Below are 18,823 nucleotides of genomic sequence, written 5' to 3'. Positions count from 1 at the left end.
CATGGCCGTGTCGACCGATCGCGGCGGCTTCGACAACCCGGCGTGGGTCCGCGCGTTGCTGGCGCAGCCGTGGGTCCTGCCGCTCGCGCGTCTCGCGCTGGTGTCCGCCTACCTGATCGGCGGTGTCGCGAAGGCGCTGGATTTCGACGGCGCGGTCGCCGAGCAGGCGCATTTCGGCCTGCATCCGGCCGCGCTCTGGGCGGCGCTCGCGATCGCGGTCGAGATCGCCGGCTCGCTGTGCGTGGTATTTCGCCGCTTCACGTGGCTCGGCGCCGGCAGCCTCGGCATGCTGACGCTGGTCGCGATGGCGGTGGCGAACGATTTCTGGAACCGTAGCGGCGCTGATCATTTCATGGCACTCAACAGCTTTTTCGAGCATCTCGGGCTGATCGCCGCACTCGTGCTCGCGACGCTGCTCGCCGATGCGAAGCACACGGCCGGCAACGGCCGTACCACTCCATGACGATGAAACAACAAGGAAATCCTGTGATGAAAACGTTTCGTTCCGCCTTGCTCGCGCTTGCGACCGCCGCGGGCCTCGTCGCGGCGCCGGCCGCGTTCGCGAAGCCGCCCGTGCCGCCGGCGGCCACGCCGACGCTGGCCGTCGGGCCGCAATACGACACGACGCACGTGTACGTGGCGCCCGAGGATTTCGATCGCTTCACCGACAGCTTCGTCGCGACGTTCGGCGGCAGCAAGTCGAAGCAGGGCGTGTTCCAGGTCACGCCGACGCCGAGCCAGACGATGTCGCAGCTCGTCTTCACGCCGTCCGGCACGATCTCCGTGTTCGGCTTCAAGACACCGACCCCATGGCCGTTCGGCGCGGAACGCACGGGCTACCTGGTCACCGACATGGACGCGGCGATGAAGGTGGCGCGCGAGCATGGCGCGGAAGTGATCGTCGACACGTTCCCCGATCCGATCGGCCGCGATGCCGTGATCGCGTGGACGGGCGGCGTGAAGATGCAGCTCTACTGGCATACGCAAGCGCCGAACTACGACGCGCTGCAGACCATCCCCGAGAATCGCGTGTACGTGTCGCCGCAGAGCGTGCGCAAGTTCGTCCACGATTTCGTCAAGTTCTCGAACGGCAAGGTGGTGTCCGACAACCTCAAGGCGCCCGGCATCGAGATCGGCCGGCCGAACGACACCTATCGCCGCATTCGCATCACGTCGGGCTTCGGCAAGATGACCGTGCTCGTGACGGACGGCCATCTGCCTTATCCGTACGGGCACGAGATGACCGGCTATGAAGTGTCCGATCTGGCTGCGACGCTGAAGAAGGCGCAGGCCGCGGGCGTGAACGTGCTCGTGCCGTCGTACGCGGCGGACGGGCGTGACGCGGCGGTGGTCCGGTTCCCGGGCGGCTACGTCGCCGAGATCCATGCGAGCGCGGCACGATGAAGCACGAGGACACGATCCTTGCCGCGGTGGCCGGCTTCGTCGATACGCTGAGCTTCGTCGCGCTGTTCGGGCTGTTCACCGCACACGTGACGGGCAACTTCGTGTTGATCGGCGCCGGCGTCGCGGGGTTCGGGCAGGGCATCCTGCTGAAGCTCAGCGTGTTTCCCGCGTTCGTGTGCGGCGTCGTCGCGAGCAGCCTGATTGCGCGTGCGCTTTCCGGGCGGCCTGCGTGGCAGGGTGCGCGCGCGCTCCATACGGTACAGGCCGTGCTGCTGCTCGGCTTCTGCGCGGCGGGCATGTGGGCGACGCCCGTGACGCAATCCGACAGCCTGCCGGTGCTGCTGGCCGGCATCGTCGGCACGTTCGCGATGGGCGTGCAGAACGCACATCCGCGCGTGATCGCGCGTGCCGGCGTGCCGAACACGGTGATGACCGGCAACGTCACGCAGGCGATCCTCGACGTCGTCGACCTGCTGTCCGCCGGCACGGCCGACAGTGTGCGCGCCGCCGCGCGGGCGCGCTTCGGCAAGATGTGGCCGGCGATCGTCGCGTTCGCGCTGGGCGCGGCGGCCGGCGCGCTGGGTTTTCGCCATGTCGGGTTCTGGGCGCTGCTTGCGCCCGCCGGTGCGCTCGCGGTGCTGGCGGCATGCGTGGGGGTGTCCGCCCGTACCGTTACGCAGGAGCAGGCATGATCGTGCGGCGTGGCGGGACGCGTCGCGACCACGCGGGGCGAGCGGGCCGGACGGATGCACGCGGTCGCGGACGGACGGCCGCGACGAGCGGGCAGCGTACCGCGACGACGCGACGCAGCCGCTTCGGCCGGGTCGCCCGCGCATCGGTGGTCGCGGGGCTGCTGCTCGCGGGTGCCGACGCGGCGTTCGCGGACACAGCGACGGCACCGGCGGCGGACAGTACGCCCGCATCGACGTGCACGGCCAAGCGGCCGACGGTGCTGTTCAACCGCTGGCAGGAAGACTGGTCGGTGCTCGCGAATCCGTGCGTGCCGCTCGACGGGCTGAAATACCTTCCGCTCGGCAACGATCCGGCCTCCTATCTTTCGCTCGGCGCAAACCTGCGCGAGCGCCTGGAGACCAACGACGCGCCGCTGTTCGGGATCGGCTCCGCGCAATCGGATACGTACCTGATCCAGCGCGTCGAAGTGCATGCCGATGCGCATCTCGGCCAGCACTGGCAGTTCTTCGTGCAGTTGCAGGACGACCGCGCGTTCGGCAAGAACACGATCTCGCCGGTCGACAAGAACCCGCTCGATCTCGAACAGGCGTTCGCGACCTACACGGGCGCGCTCGGCGGCGGCACGTTCAAGTTCCGCGTCGGCCGCCAGGAGATGGCGTTCGACCTGCAGCGCTTCATCGCCGCGCGCGACGGCCCGAACGTGCGGCAGGCGTTCGATGCGGTGTGGGTCGACTACGAATATCAAAAGTGGCGCTTCATCGCGTACGCGACGCAGCCCGTGCAGAACCGCACCGTGTCCGCGTTCGACGATGTATCGAACCGCGACCTCACGTTCAGCGGCGTGCGCTTCGAGCGGCAATCGGTCGGGCCCGGCGACCTGTCGGGCTACTGGTCGCGCTACAACCGCAGTAACGCGCGTTTTCTCGATGCGAGCGGCGCCGAGCGTCGCGACGTATGGGACCTGCGCTACACGGGCACGCAGGGCCGCTTCGACTGGGATCTCGAAACGATGATGCAGACGGGCACGGTCGGCAGCAGCTCGATCCGCGCATGGGCCGTCGGTTCGATCGCCGGTTATCGACTCGACGCACCGTGGTCGCCGCGCGTCGCGCTGCAGGTCGACGCGGCGTCGGGCGACCGGCATCCGCACGACGGCCGTGTCGGCACCTTCAATCCGCTGTTTCCGAACGGCTATTACTTCACGCTCGCGGGTTTCACCGGTTACTCGAACCTGATCCACGTGAAGCCGTCGGTGACGCTGAAGCCGTCGCCGGACCTGTCGCTGCTCGGCGCGCTCGGTTTCCAGTGGCGCGAGACGACCGGCGACGCCGTCTACCAGCAGGGCAACGCCGTGGTGCCGGGCACGGCGGGCAAGGGCGGGTTGTGGACGGGGATGTACGTGCAGCTGCGGGCGGACTGGACGATCGCCGCGAACCTGGTCGGCGCGATCGAGGCCGTGCATTTCCAGGTCGGCGACGCGATCCGGCAGGCGGGCGGGCACAACGCCGACTATGCCGGCGTCGAGCTCAAGTACGGCTGGTGACGAAGCGGCGCGGCAACGCGCACCCATGAAAAAGGGCGGCCGCGAGGCCGCCGTTCGTTCGTCCGGGCCGGCAGCGCTGCCGGCCCGTGCGTCGCGATGCCGTTGCAGGTTACAGGTTCGGCGACAGCGCGAGCGCGTTCGTCAGGTCGCCCATCGGCTGCGCGCCGTTGGCCTTCAGCGCGTCGTCGCGCTGTTGCAGGCCCGCGAGGCGCGGCAGCGAGAAGCGGCGCGTGATGAAGCGCAGGATCGAGCCCGTGTCGTACTGCGTGTGGTCGACGAAGCCCTTCTTCGAATACGGCGACACGATCAGCGCCGGAATGCGCGTGCCCGGACCCCAGCGGTCGGCGGTCGGCGGCGCGGCATGATCCCAGAAGCCGCCGTTTTCGTCGTACGTGACGACCACGACCATGTTCTTCCACTGCGGGCTCGCCTGCAGGTGCGCGATCACGTCGGCGATGTGCTGGTCCCCGGAGGTGACGTCCGTGTAGCCCGGGTGCTCGTTCAGGTTGCCCTGCGGCTTGTAGAACGCGACCTGCGGCAGCGTGCCGGCGTCGATCGCCTTGATGAACTCGGCGCCATTCGCGCCGCCGTCGAGCAGGTGCTGCGCGCGGCTCGCGGTGCCCGGCGCCTGGTTCGCGAAGTAGTTGAACGGCTGGTGGTGCGGCTGGAAGTTCGGCGTCGACAGGTCGGCGCCGTAGATCACGTTCGACGTGCCGTTCTGGCTCGCCTGCAGCGCCTGGCCCCACGCGCCGCCGTACCATGCCCACGACACGTTCGCATTGGTCAGCAGGTCGCCGATGTTGGTCGACGTCTGCGCCGGCATCGTCGAGCCGTTGGCCGGATCGGCGAGCAGCGGGTCGCCGCCCGTGGCTGCCTTGTTGCCGCTCGGCTGGTACGGCGGCTGCATCGTGTTGACCGCGAAGAAGTCGGGCGTGAGCGCGCCGTCGTTGACGAACTTCGGCGGGCCGCTCAGCGCGGACGCGGGCGAATTCGCGGCGACCTTCAGCGACTTGCCGTCCGCGTTCAGGACGGCGACCTTGCCTGCCGCGGGGCTCGTGTTCGCGTTCGCGTAGAACGGCGCGCACGCGCAGATCAGGTACTGGTGGTTCAGGAACGAGCCGCCGAACGCGCCCATGAAGAAGTTGTCGGCGAGCACGTACTGCTGCGCGATCTTCCACAGCGGCAGCTTCGACGGGTCCGGCGTGTAGTGGCCCATCGTCAGGCCACCGGCATCGGTCCACGCGGCGTACATGTCGTTCTTGCCGCCGTTGATCTGCATCTGGTCCTGGTAGAAGCGGTGCACGATGTCGCGCGTAGCGATGCTCATCGACTGGTTGAAGCCTTTCGGATCGTCGATCGCGAACGGCGCGTTCGGCAGGTTCGCCGTCATCGCCTCGGTGACTGCCGGCGTGATGCCGGTCGCGGTCAGGCCGCCCCAAATCTTCGGCAGCGTCGCCATCGTCGAGCCGTCGCGATCCTTCTGCACCGAGTTCGCGGCCGTGGCGTTCTGCAGGCCGTTCGCGCCCGGGAAGTTGCCGTACAGGTTGTCGAAGCTGCGGTTTTCCGCATAGATCACGACAACGTTCTTGACGGCCGACAGGCCCTGTTGCGTGACATCGTCGCCGCCGCAGGCGGTCAGGCTGAGCGCGGCCGCGAGGGCGATCGGCGTGTAGCGAATCCAGGCGTGCTTCTTCATGCGATGTTCTCTCTTTCGTCGTTGGTCGCGTGTGGGAACCGGGTTGGCTTAGGGCCGGCGCGGCAGGCAGCCGGGCGCCGACCGGCTGCGCGCATTATCTGGAACGCATTTGACAGGCGGGTGTAGGGGTGCTTTCAATTAACTGTCGGTGGAACGTCATGCGACGGTCACGGAACTGACATAAGCTCCGCCCGATTGCTCACCGCTACGAATAGAACGACGATGCCCACCACCCCGAAATCCTTTGCGTCCGCGCGATCGTTGATCCATGCCGCGGCGGCCCTGGCGCTGGCTGCCGGGCTCGCGGCGCTCGCCGGTTGCGATGCGCGGCCCGGCGCGAATTCGCCGGCCGCGTCCGTCGTACCGGCCGCCCAGGCCGCGCCGGCGGTCGCACCGGCCGGCCAGCCGCAGACGCGCGCGCAGGTGTTCGAGGGCGTGAAGCAGATGACGGCGCTCGGCAAGCAACTGTTCTTCGATCCGTCGCTGTCGGGCTCCGGCAAGCTCGCGTGCGCGTCGTGCCACAGCGCCGAACATGCGTTCGGGCCGCCGAACGCGCTGTCGGTGCAGCTCGGCGGCGACGACATGCATCGCACCGGGTTCCGCGCGGTGCCGTCGCTGAAGTACGTGCGCGGCATCCCGCCGTTCAGCGAGCACTTCCACGATTCGCCCGACGAGGGCGACGAAAGCATCGACGCGGGCCCGACCGGCGGGCTGACCTGGGACGGCCGCGTCGACACGCGCGACGCGCAGGCGCGCATTCCGCTCCTGTCGCCGTTCGAGATGAGCAGCTCGCCGGCGCGGGTCGCGCAGGCGGTGCGCGCGGCGCCGTATGCGGACGCGTTCCGCAACGCGTTCGGCGAGCGGGTGCTCGGCGACGATCGGGCGACCTTCGATGCGGTGTTGCGTGCGCTCGATGCGTTCCAGCAGCAGCCTGCGCTGTTCGATCCGTACACGAGCAAGTACGACGCGTACCTGGCCGGCCGCGCGCAGCTCACGCCGGCCGAGTTGCACGGGCTGCAGTTGTTCAACGACGAGAAGAAGGGCAATTGCGCGAGCTGCCACATCAGCCAGCGCACGCTCGAAGGCGGCCCGCCGCAGTTCAGCGATTTCGGGCTGATCGCGATCGCGGTGCCGCGCAACCGCGCGCTGCCCGTCAACCGCGACCCGCGCTTCCACGATCTCGGCGCGTGCGGCCCCGAGCGCACCGACCTGAAGGGCCGCGACGAATTCTGCGGGCTGTTCCGCACGCCGTCGCTGCGCAACGTCGCGCTGCGCAAGACGTTCTTCCACAACGGCGTGTATCACTCGCTCGAGGACGTGATGCGCTTCTACGTCGAGCGCGACATCCATCCGGAGAAGTTCTATCCGGTCGTGCACGGCAAGGTGCAGATCTACGACGACCTGCCGAAGCGCTACTGGCCGAACATCAACCGCGAACCGCCGTTCGACCGCAAGCGCGGCGAGCAGCCGGCGCTGAACGCGGCCGAGATCAAGGACGTGATCGCGTTTCTGGGTACGCTGACCGACGGATATCAACCGGCGTCGACACAGGCGGCCCGCTAAAAGCGTCGCACGCGGCACGCATGCTATGCTCGCTCGCTGGCGGGCGTGGCGCGTGCCGGTTCGCCGGCATGCATCGCGCCGTTCGATCGAACATCCAAGGAGAACAACATGTCGATGCGTGCATCCCTTTCCGTCGTCACGCGCGTGCTGGCCGGCGCCGCGTGCGCAGCCGCGATGCTGCCTGCCCATGCGCAGAACAACCTGAACTTCCTGAACGACACGCCGCTCAGCTATTTCAGCAAGGCCGACACGGCGTCGCTGTCGAAGGCCGCCGCGAAGGTGCGCGACGAAGCCAAGGACGGCGAGACGACGACGTGGCAAAACAGCGGCAGCCGTACGCAGATCGAAGCGAAGCTCACGCCGACCACGACCGAGACGGAAGGCAAGACCTGCCGTGAAATCACGACCGACATCACCGCGAAGGGCCAGACGATGACGCTCAAGCCCGTCTACTGCAAGACGGCCGCGGGCAAGTGGCAGTTGCAGAAGCGCTGAGCACGCGCGTGATGAAGCGGGGCGGCGCGCCGCGCACGGTGTCGTGCGGCGTCGTGATCCTCGATGCGGCGGGCCGCGTGTTCCTCGCGCATGCGACGGATACCACGCACTGGGACATCCCGAAGGGGCAGGGCGAGCCCGGCGAGACGCCGGCCGACGCGGCGCTGCGAGAGTTGCTCGAGGAAACCGGCATCGAATTCGCGCCGGCCCGGCTGCTCGATCTTGGCCGCTTCGCGTACCGGCACGACAAGGACCTGCACCTGTTCGCGGTGCAGGTGGCGGACGGCGAGATCGATCCCGCGCACTGCACGTGCACGTCGCTGTTCCCGAGCCGTCGCGACGGCTCGATGATTCCCGAGATGGATGCGTACCGCTGGACCGTGCCGGGCGACATCGACGCGTATGCGAGCCGCAGCCTCGCGCGGCTGTTCCGCACGAAGCTGTCGCTGGCGGAACTGCATCGGCGGTTGTCGGGCGCGTGAGTGAACGCGGCGCTTCGGCGGCCGCATCGCTTCGATTCGCTTCGATGCACGCAATAAAAAACCGGCCCTCGGGCCGGTTTTTTTGTTGTCGCGCGACGGCGGCCTGGTGCCGTACATCGCGCGCGGAGCCGGCCGTCAGGCCGGTTTGCCCCAGCTGTCGCGCAGCCCGACGATCCGGTTGAACACGGGCTTGCCCGGCTTCGAATCGACACGGTCGGCAACGAAGTAGCCGTGCCGCTCGAACTGCAGGCGCGTTTCCGGCGCGACGTCGCTGTTGCCCGGCTCGACGTACGCCTGCACGATCTTCTTCGAATCGGGATTCAGCGCTTCGAGGAAGTTCGCGCCGCCCGCGTCCGGGTGCGGCTCCTTGAACAGGCGGTCGTAGATCCGCACTTCGGCCGGCTGCGCATGCTTCGCGCTGACCCAGTGGATGTTGCCCTTGACCTTGTACGTGTTCGCGCCTTCGGTGCCCGACTTGCTGTCCGGGAAGTAGTTGCAGTGCACGGCCGTCACGTTGCCGTCGGCATCCTTGTCGAAGCCCGTGCACTCGATCACGTAGCCGTAGCGCAGCCGCACCTTGTTGCCCGGGAACAGGCGGAAATAGCCCTTCGGCGGGTTCTCGACGAAATCCTCGCGCTCGATCCACAGCTCGCGCGAGATCGGGAACGTGCGCACGCCGCGCTCCGGATGGTGCGGATGTACGGGCGCGGTACACGCTTCCTCGAGGTCTTCCGGATAGTTGTCGATCACGAGCTTCAGCGGATCGAGCACGGCGACCGTGCGCGCCGCCTTGTCGTCGAGGTCGTCGCGCAGCGCGCCTTCGAAGATGCTCATGTCGATCCACGAGTCGATCTTCGTCACGCCGATCCGGTCGCAGAACAGGTGGATGCTCTCCGGCGTGAAACCGCGGCGGCGCACGCCGACGATCGTCGGCATCCGCGGGTCGTCCCAGCCGTCGACATGGCCTTCGGTCACGAGCTGCAGCAGCTTGCGCTTGCTGGTGATCGCGTACGTGAGGTTCAGCCGCGAGAATTCGATCTGTTGCGGCAGCGGGCGCGTGAACACGCCGGCTTCCGCGAGTTCGTTCAGCACCCAGTCGTACAGCGGGCGGTGATCCTCGAACTCGAGCGTACACAGCGAATGCGTGATGCCTTCGAGCGCGTCCGAGATGCAGTGCGTGTAGTCGTACATCGGATACACGCACCATGCGTCGCCGGTGCGGTAGTGGTGCGCGTAGCGGATCCGGTAGATCACCGGGTCGCGCATGTTCATGTTCGGCGAGGCCATGTCGATCTTCGCGCGCAGCACGTGCTCGCCTTCCTTGAACTCGCCGGCCTTCATCCGGCGGAACAGGTCGAGGTTTTCGTCGGGCGTGCGCTCGCGGAACGGCGACGGCTTGCCGCCTTCCGTCAGCGAGCCGCGGTTCGCGCGCATTTCATCGGCGCTCTGGCTGTCGACGTATGCCTTGCCGCGCTTGATCAGCAGTTCGGCGAATTCGTACAGCTTGTCGTAGTAGTCGCTTGCGAAATACTGGTGATCGACCGCGTCCTTGCGCCAGTCGAAACCGAGCCAGCGCACCGCGTCGACGATCGAGTCGACGTACTCGACGCTTTCCTTTTCCGGATTCGTGTCGTCGAAGCGCAGGTGGCACACGCCGCCGTAGTCGCGCGCGACGCTGAAGTTCAGGCAGATGCTCTTCGCGTGGCCGATGTGCAGATAGCCGTTCGGCTCGGGCGGGAAGCGCGTCTCGACGCGGCCGCCCCATTTGCCGGTGCGGTTGTCGTCGTCGATGATGTTGCGGATGAAATTGGAAGCCGCGGGGGCGTCGTTGCGTTCGGTGCTCATGCGGTTGGTGTCAGGTTGTGTCGGCGCGTCGCGCCGGTTTAATCCCGTGATTCTACCTGACCGGGGTCCGTCCCGCGCGGCTTGCGGGTCAGGCACGGTACGTTCGCGATACGTACCGCAATATCTCCATAGTGTGTCCGCTGTAACACGACGTAAATCGGATTGTCCGCGCCGTTCGAGTTTTCCTATGATGGCTTCACCGATTCAATGCCGCCGTTCGCGTAATTGCAGGGCGGGAGGAAGCCAATAACCATGATGAAGCAGACCACTTTTCTCGTTCGTACCGCGGTGATCGTTGCTGCCCTGTCGCAACTCGGCGCCTGTGCGATGACGCATACGCAACGCAATGCCGGTATCGGCGCGGCCGCGGGCGGCGCGCTCGGCTACCTGATCACGGGCGGCCCGGTCGGCACCGTCGCCGGCGCGGCAGCAGGCGGCCTGGTCGGCGCCGGCGTACGCTGATCGAAGCCGGCGCGACCGAGCGCCGGCCGGTCGTGATGCCGTCCTGAACGCGTCACGGCCCTTCGCACACCCATCCGGTTTTTGACGGGCAGCATCAGGGAGAGGAGGGTGTGCGACACTTCGTCGACGTTACAAAACTACGCCATTCGTCGACGAACTCCTCCATGAGCGACCCCCTCGTTTTCGTCCTTCCGGGCTACGCCAATTCGGGCCCGCTTCACTGGCAGAGCCGCTGGGAGCGTGCCGATGCACGCTTCTCGCGCGTTGCGATGCCCGACTGGGACCGTGCGTTCCGCAATGGCTGGTGTCTCGCGCTCGATCGCGCGGTCGAAGCCGCGTGCGGGCCCGTGCTGATCGCCGGCCACAGCCTCGGCACGCTGACGACCGCCTGGTGGGCGACGCGCTATGCGCGCCCGGCCGCGCTCGCGAAAGTGCGCGGCGCGCTGCTCGTCGCGCTTCCCGATCCCGGCGGGCCGGCGTTTCCGGCCGACGCGCACGGCTTCGGGCCCGTGCCGCACGAGCGGCTGCCGTTTCCGACTTGCGTGGTTGCGAGCAGCGACGATCCGTACGGGTCGATCGCGTTCGCGCGCGGCTGCGCGCACGCGTGGGGCAGCGAATTTCGCGACATCGGCCCGCGCGGCCACATCAACGCGGACAGCGGGCTTGGCGACTGGCCGGCCGCGCGCGGCTGGCTGGACGCGCTCGCGAGGTAGCCGCCGGTCGGGCCGCCGCCGCCGTGCGAGGCGTTGAAGCGGCCGGCCGTCAGATCGCCTGTTTCGCCTTCAGCGCCGCGATTCGTTCGTCGTCGTAGCCGAGCATGTCGCGCAATACGTCGTCGGTCTGCGCGCCGAGCAGCGGCGGGGCCGTGCGCGCGTCGGGCGGCGTCGCGCTCATCCGGATCGGGTTGCGCACGAGCTGCACGTCCGCGCCGCACGGGTGCGGCAGCGACACCTGCAGCCCGCGCGCGACGACCTGCTCGTTGTCGAACACCTCGTCGAGATCGTTGATCGGCCCGCACGGCACGCCGGCCGCTTCGAGCACGCCAATCCAGTCGGCCTTGCCGCGCGCCTTCACCATCTCCGCGAGGATCGGCACCAGCGTGTCGCGGTGGCGCACGCGCGACGGGTTCGTCGCGAAGCGCTCGTCGTCGGCCAGTTCGGGCCGGCCGCCGGCCTCGACGAACTTGCGGAACTGCCCGTCGTTGCCGACCGCGACGATGATCCAGCCGTCGCTCGTCTGGAACGTCTGGTACGGCACGATGTTCGGATGCGCGTTGCCCCAGCGCACCGGCGGCTTGCCGCTCGCGAGGAAGTTGGTGTTCATGTTCGCGAGCAGCGCGACCTGCACGTCGAGCAGCGCCATGTCGATGTACTGGCCTTCGCCCGTACGGTCGCGGTGCGCGAGCGCGGCGAGCACGGCGATCGTCGAGTAGAGGCCGGTCGCGAGGTCGGCGATCGCGACGCCGGCCTTCTGCGGGCCGCCGCCCGGCTCGCCGTCGCGCTCGCCGGTGATGCTCATGAAGCCGCCGATCCCCTGCACGATGAAGTCGTAGCCCGCGCGGTGCGCGTACGGGCCCGTCTGGCCGAAGCCGGTGACCGAGCAGTAGACGAGATCGGGCTTCACCGCGCGCAGCGACTCGTAATCGAGCCCGTATTTCTTCAACTGGCCGACCTTGTAGTTCTCGAGCACGACGTCGCTTTGCGCGGCGAGTTCGCGCACGATCTGCTGGCCTTCGGGCGTCGCGATGTCGATCGTCACCGAGCGCTTGTTGCGGTTCGCCGCGAGGTAGTACGCGGCCTCGGCGGTATCCGCGCCGTCCGCGTCCTTCAGGTACGGCGGCCCCCAGTGGCGCGTGTCGTCGCCGGCGCCCGGGCGCTCGACCTTGATCACGTCCGCGCCGAAATCGGCAAGGGTCTGCGCGCACCACGGGCCCGCGAGCACGCGGGTGAGGTCCAGCACGCGGATATGGCTCAGGGCACCCATCGTCGAATCGTCTCCTTTCATGGCTGGCCTTGGCGGGCAAGGCGAATTGACATGCCGAGCATCTTACGGCGAATCGGCCGCGCGGGTGGCCCGGCCGGGCCGGCCGGATGGCCGAGCCGCTTTGCCGGCGCTTTGCCCGGAAGCCGGCCCCGATCCCGTATAATCGATCGTTTCCGAATCCATGCCGCCGCGCGCCCCGCCAAGGGCGCCGGCGTTTGAAGCCGTCTTTGCCAGACAGTCCCCGCACGCCATGAAAGCTGCCGAAATCCGCGAGAAATTCCTCAAATTCTTCGAATCGAAGGGCCACACGATCGTCCGCTCGTCGAGCCTCGTGCCCGGTAACGACCCCACGCTGATGTTCACGAACTCGGGCATGGTCCAGTTCAAGGACGTCTTCCTCGGCACGGACCATCGTCCGTATTCGCGGGCCACGACGGCACAGCGCAGCGTGCGCGCGGGCGGCAAGCACAACGACCTCGAGAACGTCGGCTACACGGCGCGCCACCACACGTTCTTCGAGATGCTCGGCAACTTCTCGTTCGGCGACTACTTCAAGCACGACGCGATCCGGTTCGCGTGGGAGCTGCTGACCACGGTCTACCAGTTGCCGAAGGAAAAGCTGTGGGTCACCGTGTACCAGGAAGACGACGAAGCGTACGACATCTGGTCGAAGGAAGTCGGCGTGCCGACCGAGCGCATCATCCGGATCGGCGACAACAAGGGCGCGCGCTACGCGTCGGACAACTTCTGGACGATGGGCGACACCGGCCCGTGCGGCCCGTGCACCGAGATCTTCTACGACCACGGCCCGGACGTGTGGGGCGGCCCGCCGGGGTCTCCTGAAGAAGACGGCGACCGCTACATCGAGATCTGGAACCTCGTGTTCATGCAGTTCAACCGCGACGCGCAGGGCAACATGACGGCCCTGCCGAAGCAGTGCGTCGACACCGGCATGGGCCTCGAGCGTCTCGCCGCGGTGCTGCAGCACGTGCACAGCAACTACGAGATCGACCTGTTCCAGAACCTGATCAAGGCGGCCGCGCGCGTGACCGAGATCAACGACCTCACCAACAACTCGCTGAAGGTGATCGCCGATCACATCCGCGCGTGCTCGTTCCTGATCGTCGACGGCGTGATCCCCGGCAACGAAGGCCGCGGCTACGTGCTGCGCCGGATCGTGCGCCGCGCGATCCGCCACGGCTACAAGCTCGGCCGCAAGGGTTCGTTCTTCCACAAGCTGGTGGCCGACCTCGTCGCCGAGATGGGCGTCGCGTATCCGGAGCTGAAGGAAGCCGAACAGCGCGTGACCGACGTGCTGCGCCAGGAAGAAGAGCGCTTCTTCGAGACGATCGAGCACGGGATGTCGATCCTCGAGGGCGCGCTGGCCGACGTTGAAGCGAAGGGCGGCAAGGTGCTCGACGGCGAACTCGCGTTCAAGCTGCACGACACCTACGGCTTCCCGCTCGACCTCACGGCCGACGTGTGCCGCGAGCGCGGCATGACGGTCGACGAGCCGGCGTTCGACGATGCGATGGCGCGTCAGCGCGAGCAGGCGCGCGCGGCCGGCAAGTTCAAGGCCACGCAGGGCCTCGAATACACGGGCGCGAAGACCACCTTCCACGGCTACGAGGAAATCGCGTTCGACGATGCGAAGGTCGTCGCGCTGTACGTCGACGGTTCGTCGGTCAACGAAGTGAAGGTCGGCCAGGATGCGGTCGTCGTGCTCGACCACACGCCGTTCTACGCGGAATCGGGCGGCCAGGTCGGCGACCAGGGCGTGCTCGCGAATGCCGCGACGCGCTTCGCGGTGGCCGATACGCTGAAGGTGCAGGCCGACGTGGTCGGCCACCACGGCACGCTCGAGCAGGGCACGCTGAAGATCGGCGACGTGCTGCGCGCGGAGATCGACGCGCACCGCCGCGCACGCACGCAGCGCAACCACTCGGCCACCCACCTGATGCACAAGGCGCTGCGCGAGGTGCTCGGCGCGCACGTGCAGCAGAAGGGTTCGCTGGTCGACGCGGAAAAAACCCGTTTCGACTTCGCGCACAACGCACCGATGACCGACGACGAAATCCGTCGCGTCGAGCAGATCGTCAACAACGAAATCCTCGCGAACGCGCCGGGCATCGTGCGTGTGATGCCGTACGACGAAGCGGTGAAGGGCGGCGCGATGGCGCTGTTCGGCGAGAAATACGGCGATGAAGTGCGTGTGCTCGACCTCGGCTTCTCGCGCGAACTGTGCGGCGGCACGCATGTGAGCCGCACCGGCGACATCGGCTTCTTCAAGATCGTCGTCGAAGGCGGCGTCGCGGCCGGCATCCGCCGCGTCGAGGCGATCACCGGCGACAACGCGGTGCGTTTCGTGCAGGATCTCGATGCCCGCGTGAACGAAGCGGCGGCCGCGCTGAAGGCGCAGCCGTCGGAACTCACGCAGCGCATCGCGCAGGTGCAGGACCAGGTGAAGTCGCTCGAGAAGGAACTGGGCGCGCTGAAGTCGAAGCTCGCATCGAGCCAGGGCGACGAGCTCGCGCAGCAGGCTGTCGAGATCGGCGGCGTGTACGTGCTGGCCGCGACGCTCGACGGCGCGGACGCGAAGACGCTGCGCGAAACGGTCGACAAGCTGAAGGACAAGCTGAAGAGCGCGGCGATCGTGCTGGCGGCCGTCGAAGGCGGCAAGGTCAGCCTGATTGCGGGCGTCACGCCCGACGCGAGCAAGAAGGTCAAGGCCGGCGAGCTCGTGAACTTCGTCGCGCAGCAGGTCGGCGGCAAGGGCGGCGGCCGTCCGGACATGGCACAGGCTGGCGGCACCGAGCCGGCGAACCTGCCGGGCGCGCTGGCTGGTGTCAAGGGCTGGGTCGAAGAGCGTCTTTGATCGGCCTGGCCGGCGCGGCGCCCGTGAGGGCGGAGCGCCGTCCGGCACAGCGCGGTTGTTTCGACCGAGCCGCATGAAACGGCCCGATCGGCATGAGTGCCGGTCGGGTCGTTTTGCGTTTACACGCGGTGCGGGGGGCTGATCCGACGCCACACCGGACGCACGAACGGTTGCCCGGCACGCCAACGGACGGTGCGCGAGTGCGCCGTCGTGCGTCCGTTGGCGGATCGCTTCAGGCCGGCTGCGTCACACGCGGTTTCCGTACTGCGTCCTGCTGCCGTGCGGCCTCCCCAAGCGCGTCGCGCAGCGCGGCGAGTGCCGCCGACGCATAACCTTGCCGCCACGCCAGCAGTGTATCGATCCCTTCGAATTCCGGAATCGCATGCGCGGTGATGTGGTCGGTTTCCGGCTGCAGGTTGAGCACCGAGCGCGGCGCGACCGCGATGCCCGCGCCGGCCGCGACGCATGCGACGATCGCGTGGTAAGACCCGAGTTCGAGCACGCGCGCCGGCTTCATCCCGTGCGCCGCATACCATTGCTCGACGTACTTCCGATACGTGCAGCCGCGCTCGAACGCGATCAGCGTCGGCAGGATCACGTCGCGCGGCGTGTGCACCGGCGGATGGCCGCGCGGCGTGAGCAGCACAAGATCCTCGCGGAAGACCGGCACCGTCTCGAACGTGTCGGGCAGCGTGTCCGGCGCGGGCGGGCGCGCGAACAGCGCGGCGTCGATCTCGAAGTCGCGCACCTTGTCGATCAGCCAGCCCGTCGTGCCCGTCAGCAGTTCGAGCGACACGTCGGGCCAAGCATGGTGATAGCGCGCGAGCACGGTCGGCAGCCGGCTCGCGGCCGTGCTCTCCATCGTGCCGAGCCGCAGCCGCCCGCGCGGCGTGTCCTCGCGCACCGCGTCGCGCGCCTCGTCGGCGAGCGCGAGCAGGCGCTCCGCATACGGCAGCAGCGTGTTCCCGGCCGGCGTCAGCACGAGCCGGCGGCCGTCGCGCACGAACAGCGCCGCACCCAGCTCTTCCTCGAGCTGCTTGATGCGCGTCGTGACGTTCGACTGCACGCGATTGAGCTTGGTCGCCGCGCGTGTCACCCCGTTCTCGCGCACGACCGCCCGGAATATCGCCAGCGCCGCCAGATCCATGATTCTCTCCAGGGGATGAGTCGATTCTTGATTATTCATTTTTCGAGAACGTTTGGTCAAGCTACGATGGCAGCATTCCGGTTTCCGATCCGGCCGGCGCGCCGCGCGCCGGCCCATGCCGCCATGTCACGCTCCGATGCCCCGACCGCCGCCGATGCCGGCGGGTTCCCGTCCGATCAGGCCGACCGTCGCGCCGGCGCGGTCGCGCTGGCCTGCATGGTCGGCCTCGCCGTCGTGCTCGGCGTCGGACGTTTCGCGTTCACGCCGCTGCTGCCGTTGATGCTCGCCGACGGCTCGATCGGCCTGAAGGCCGGCGGCTGGCTCGCATCGGCGAACTACGCGGGGTACTTCGTCGGCGCGGTCAGTTGCGCGGCGCTGAGTGTCGCGCCCGCGCGGATGGTCCGCTTCGGGCTCGCGGCCACCGTGCTGCTCACCGCCGCGATGGGCGTCGGCCACCTGCTGCCCGTGTGGCTCGCGGTGCGTTTCGTCGCGGGCGTCGTCAGCGCATGGACGTTCGTGTTCATGTCGCAATGGGGGCTGCGGCGCCTGGCCGAGCTGTATGCGCCCGAGTGGAGCGGAGTGATCTACGCGGGGCCCGGCGTCGGCATCGTGCTGACGGGGCTGATCGGCAGCGCGCTGGCCGGCCGGCGCGCGGCGTCGGGCTGGCTCGGCTTCGCGGCGCTGTCGGCAGTGCTGTCGGTCGCGATCTGGCGCACCTTTGCCGTCGCGCCGGCGCAAGCCGTGCCGGCGGCCGGCGCTGCACCGCATGCGGCCGCCGCAGCTTCGGCGGCTTCGACCGCTTCGGCAGCCTCCGCGGCGCCGGCCGACGCGTGCCGCCGTCGCGCGGACGCCGCGTGGCTCGTCGTGCTGTACGGGACACCGGGCTTCGGCTACATCATCACCGCGACGTTCCTGCCCGTGATCGCGCGCGCCGCGCTGCCCGCCGGTTCGCCGTGGCCCGGCCTGTTCTGGCCGATGTTCGGCGCGGCGCTGATCGTCGGCGCGATCGCCGCCGCGCGGCTGCCCGGCCACTGGGACAACCGGATGCTGCTGGCGGCCGGCTGCGCGACGCAGGCGCTCGGTATCGCGGCCGGGATCGTGTGGCCGAACGCGGCCGGCTTCGCGGTCGGCAGCGCGTTGCTCGGCCTGCCGTTCACCGCGATCACGCTGTTCGCGATGCGCGAGGCGCGGCGCCTGCACGGCGAGCGCGCGGCCGGATTGATGGGCTATGCGACCGCGTCGTACGGGATCGGGCAGATCCTCGGTCCGCTCGTCGCGGCGCCGCTCGCCGCGCGCCACGGGTCGTTTTCTCCGGCGCTGTGGGTCGCGGTGGCCGCGCTGCTCGCGGGCGCCGCCGGCTTCGCGGCGACTGCCGCCAAGGGCCGCCTGCAACCCTGACGCCGGCGGGGCCGGATCGTCTGCGACCCGGGCAAACTCGCTAGAATGAAGCCTTTCCCGCGCCGAGCGGGTGCGCGGGCGGCCGGCAGGCGGCCGCCGGGCGTCCGCCAGATTCCCATCGATGACCACCGCCGACTACCGCTTTTGCCCGCGCTGCGCGAGCCCGCTGACCGAGCGCGCCGATCCCGAACACGAAGGCGGCCGCATTCGCCAGGCATGCCCCGACGACACCTGCGGCTATGTTCACTGGAACAATCCGCTGCCCGTCGTCGCCGCGATCGTCGAGCTCGACGGCAAGATCCTGCTCGCGCGCAACGCGGCCTGGCCCGAAGGGATGTTCGCGCTGATCACCGGTTTCCTCGAGAACGGCGAGACGCCCGAGGACGGCATCGCGCGCGAGGTGTTCGAGGAAACGGCACTGAAGGCCGAGCACGTGTCGCTCGTCGGCGTCTATGAATTCATCCGCAAGAACGAACTGATCATCGCGTACCACGTGCGTGCGTCGGGCACGGTCGCGCTGTCGCCGGAACTGCTCGAATACAGGCTCGTCGATCCGCCGCTGCTGCGCCCTTGGCGCGCCGGCACGGGCGTCGCGCTCGCCGACTGGATGCGTGCGCGCGGCCTCGATTTCGAATTCGTCGACCGGCCGGGGCAGTGACGGGCCGGCCGGTCCGCAGCGTTTCATCCGACGTGCCGCGCGCGATCGCGACGCGGCGCTTCGCCGGTTGCCGGCGCGCCGTGCCGCACGGCTGCCGCGCTTCGTCCTCATCGCCCCCACCGTCCTGACCGCCATCGCCATGTCCGACAAGCCGCAGCCGCGTCCGCGCGACACCTACCGCCACTTCCTGCCGATCACGACCCGCTGGATGGACAACGACGTCTACGGGCACGTGAACAATGTCGTCTACTACAGCTACTTCGACACCGTCGTGAACGAGTACCTGATCCGCGCGGGCGTGCTCGACGTCGAGCACGGGCAGACGATCGGGCTGGTCGTCGAAACGCAGTGCAACTACTTCGCGCCGCTCGTGTTTCCGCAGTCGGTCGACGCGGGGCTGCGCGTCGCGAAGCTCGGCACGTCGAGCGTTCGCTACGAGGTCGGACTGTTCGCGCAAGGCGACGCGTCGCCCGCCGCGCAGGGGCATTTCGTGCACGTGTACGTCGATCGCGGCACGCGCCGCCCCGTGCCGCTGCCCGATGCGCTGCGCGCCGCGCTCGACCCGCTCGCGGCCTGACG

Annotated in this window: 17 protein-coding genes; 13 read left to right on the top strand and 4 right to left on the bottom strand. The window is 68.5% G+C overall.

Annotated elements, in window-relative coordinates:
- Window position 1: 1 nt before the first annotated feature.
- The 4 genes from JYG32_RS07125 to JYG32_RS07110 are packed head-to-tail and all read left to right on the top strand — an operon-like array spanning window position 2 to window position 3,640.
- Window positions 2-463: a DoxX family protein gene (locus JYG32_RS07125; protein WP_213265113.1), complete on the top strand. Its 462-nt coding sequence runs from the start codon at window positions 2-4 to the stop codon at window positions 461-463.
- Between the two features lie 26 nt (window positions 464-489).
- Window positions 490-1,404 (top strand): glyoxalase, encoded by a 915-nt coding sequence (locus JYG32_RS07120; RefSeq protein ID WP_213265112.1) that lies wholly within the window; start codon window positions 490-492, stop codon window positions 1,402-1,404.
- On the top strand, window positions 1,401-2,096 hold the full coding sequence (locus tag JYG32_RS07115) for a YoaK family protein (RefSeq protein WP_213265111.1): 696 nt from the start codon (window positions 1,401-1,403) through the stop codon (window positions 2,094-2,096). Before JYG32_RS07120 ends, JYG32_RS07115 begins: the two co-directional genes overlap by 4 nt.
- On the top strand, window positions 2,093-3,640 hold the full coding sequence (locus JYG32_RS07110; protein WP_249744607.1) for an alginate export family protein: 1,548 nt from the start codon (window positions 2,093-2,095) through the stop codon (window positions 3,638-3,640). The genes JYG32_RS07115 and JYG32_RS07110 overlap by 4 nt, the downstream gene beginning before the upstream one ends.
- A gap of 109 nt (window positions 3,641-3,749) precedes the next feature.
- Here JYG32_RS07110 and JYG32_RS07105 read toward each other — a convergent pair whose 3' ends face one another.
- Window positions 3,750-5,336 (bottom strand): acid phosphatase, encoded by a 1,587-nt coding sequence (locus tag JYG32_RS07105; RefSeq protein ID WP_174383468.1) that lies wholly within the window; start codon window positions 5,334-5,336, stop codon window positions 3,750-3,752.
- 222 nt (window positions 5,337-5,558) lie between these two features.
- On the opposite strand from JYG32_RS07105, the gene JYG32_RS07100 reads away from it, so the two are divergent.
- From JYG32_RS07100 to JYG32_RS07090, 3 genes are all read left to right on the top strand, one after another.
- The gene (locus JYG32_RS07100; RefSeq protein WP_213265110.1) at window positions 5,559-6,899 is read left to right on the top strand and encodes a cytochrome-c peroxidase; all 1,341 of its coding nucleotides are present in this window, start codon (window positions 5,559-5,561) and stop codon (window positions 6,897-6,899) included.
- Window positions 6,900-7,007: 108 nt separating this feature from the next.
- Window positions 7,008-7,394 (top strand): RT0821/Lpp0805 family surface protein, encoded by a 387-nt coding sequence (locus JYG32_RS07095; RefSeq protein ID WP_174383923.1) that lies wholly within the window; start codon window positions 7,008-7,010, stop codon window positions 7,392-7,394.
- Between the two features lie 11 nt (window positions 7,395-7,405).
- Window positions 7,406-7,876: an NUDIX hydrolase gene (locus JYG32_RS07090; RefSeq protein ID WP_174383930.1), complete on the top strand. Its 471-nt coding sequence runs from the start codon at window positions 7,406-7,408 to the stop codon at window positions 7,874-7,876.
- Window positions 7,877-8,011: 135 nt separating this feature from the next.
- Here the strand turns inward: JYG32_RS07090 and JYG32_RS07085 are convergent, their stop codons facing one another.
- Entirely contained in the window at window positions 8,012-9,721 is a 1,710-nt protein-coding gene (locus JYG32_RS07085) for a glutamine--tRNA ligase/YqeY domain fusion protein (protein ID WP_174383924.1), read from the bottom strand.
- Window positions 9,722-9,973: 252 nt separating this feature from the next.
- On the opposite strand from JYG32_RS07085, the gene JYG32_RS07080 reads away from it, so the two are divergent.
- Together JYG32_RS07080 and JYG32_RS07075 are read left to right on the top strand one after the other, a co-directional pair.
- Window positions 9,974-10,183: an ornithine acetyltransferase gene (locus JYG32_RS07080; RefSeq protein WP_213265109.1), complete on the top strand. Its 210-nt coding sequence runs from the start codon at window positions 9,974-9,976 to the stop codon at window positions 10,181-10,183.
- Window positions 10,184-10,347: 164 nt separating this feature from the next.
- Window positions 10,348-10,896, top strand: a complete 549-nt coding sequence (locus JYG32_RS07075; RefSeq protein ID WP_213265108.1) for an RBBP9/YdeN family alpha/beta hydrolase — start codon at window positions 10,348-10,350, stop codon at window positions 10,894-10,896.
- A gap of 49 nt (window positions 10,897-10,945) precedes the next feature.
- On the opposite strand, the gene JYG32_RS07070 is transcribed toward JYG32_RS07075, so the two are convergent.
- A complete protein-coding gene (locus JYG32_RS07070; protein WP_174383926.1) occupies window positions 10,946-12,166 on the bottom strand; it encodes a CaiB/BaiF CoA transferase family protein in 1,221 nt (406 codons plus the stop codon).
- A 250-nt stretch (window positions 12,167-12,416) separates the two neighbouring features.
- Between JYG32_RS07070 and alaS the strand changes: the two genes are divergently transcribed.
- Window positions 12,417-15,041: an alanine--tRNA ligase gene (gene alaS, locus JYG32_RS07065; protein ID WP_213265107.1), complete on the top strand. Its 2,625-nt coding sequence runs from the start codon at window positions 12,417-12,419 to the stop codon at window positions 15,039-15,041.
- A gap of 232 nt (window positions 15,042-15,273) precedes the next feature.
- Here the strand turns inward: alaS and JYG32_RS07060 are convergent, their stop codons facing one another.
- Entirely contained in the window at window positions 15,274-16,188 is a 915-nt protein-coding gene (locus tag JYG32_RS07060) for a LysR family transcriptional regulator (RefSeq protein ID WP_213265106.1), read from the bottom strand.
- 123 nt (window positions 16,189-16,311) lie between these two features.
- On the opposite strand from JYG32_RS07060, the gene JYG32_RS07055 reads away from it, so the two are divergent.
- The 3 genes from JYG32_RS07055 to JYG32_RS07045 all read left to right on the top strand — a co-directional run bounded on the left by JYG32_RS07055 (window position 16,312) and on the right by JYG32_RS07045 (window position 18,821).
- Window positions 16,312-17,586, top strand: a complete 1,275-nt coding sequence (locus JYG32_RS07055; protein ID WP_213265105.1) for a YbfB/YjiJ family MFS transporter — start codon at window positions 16,312-16,314, stop codon at window positions 17,584-17,586.
- 121 nt (window positions 17,587-17,707) lie between these two features.
- Window positions 17,708-18,244 carry an NUDIX domain-containing protein gene (locus JYG32_RS07050; RefSeq protein WP_174384158.1) on the top strand — a complete coding sequence of 179 codons (537 nt, stop codon included), beginning with the start codon at window positions 17,708-17,710 and terminating at the stop codon, window positions 18,242-18,244.
- Window positions 18,245-18,383: 139 nt separating this feature from the next.
- Window positions 18,384-18,821, top strand: coding sequence for an acyl-CoA thioesterase (locus JYG32_RS07045; protein WP_174384159.1), 438 nt, complete (start codon window positions 18,384-18,386; stop codon window positions 18,819-18,821).
- The last annotated feature ends 2 nt before the right edge of the window (window positions 18,822-18,823 follow it).

The sequence above is a fragment of the Burkholderia pyrrocinia genome (genome assembly GCF_018417535.1).
Taxonomy (GTDB): domain Bacteria; phylum Pseudomonadota; class Gammaproteobacteria; order Burkholderiales; family Burkholderiaceae; genus Burkholderia; species Burkholderia pyrrocinia_E.
Note: the sequence above shows the minus strand (reverse complement) of the source record. Positions and strands in the feature narration are given on the sequence as shown.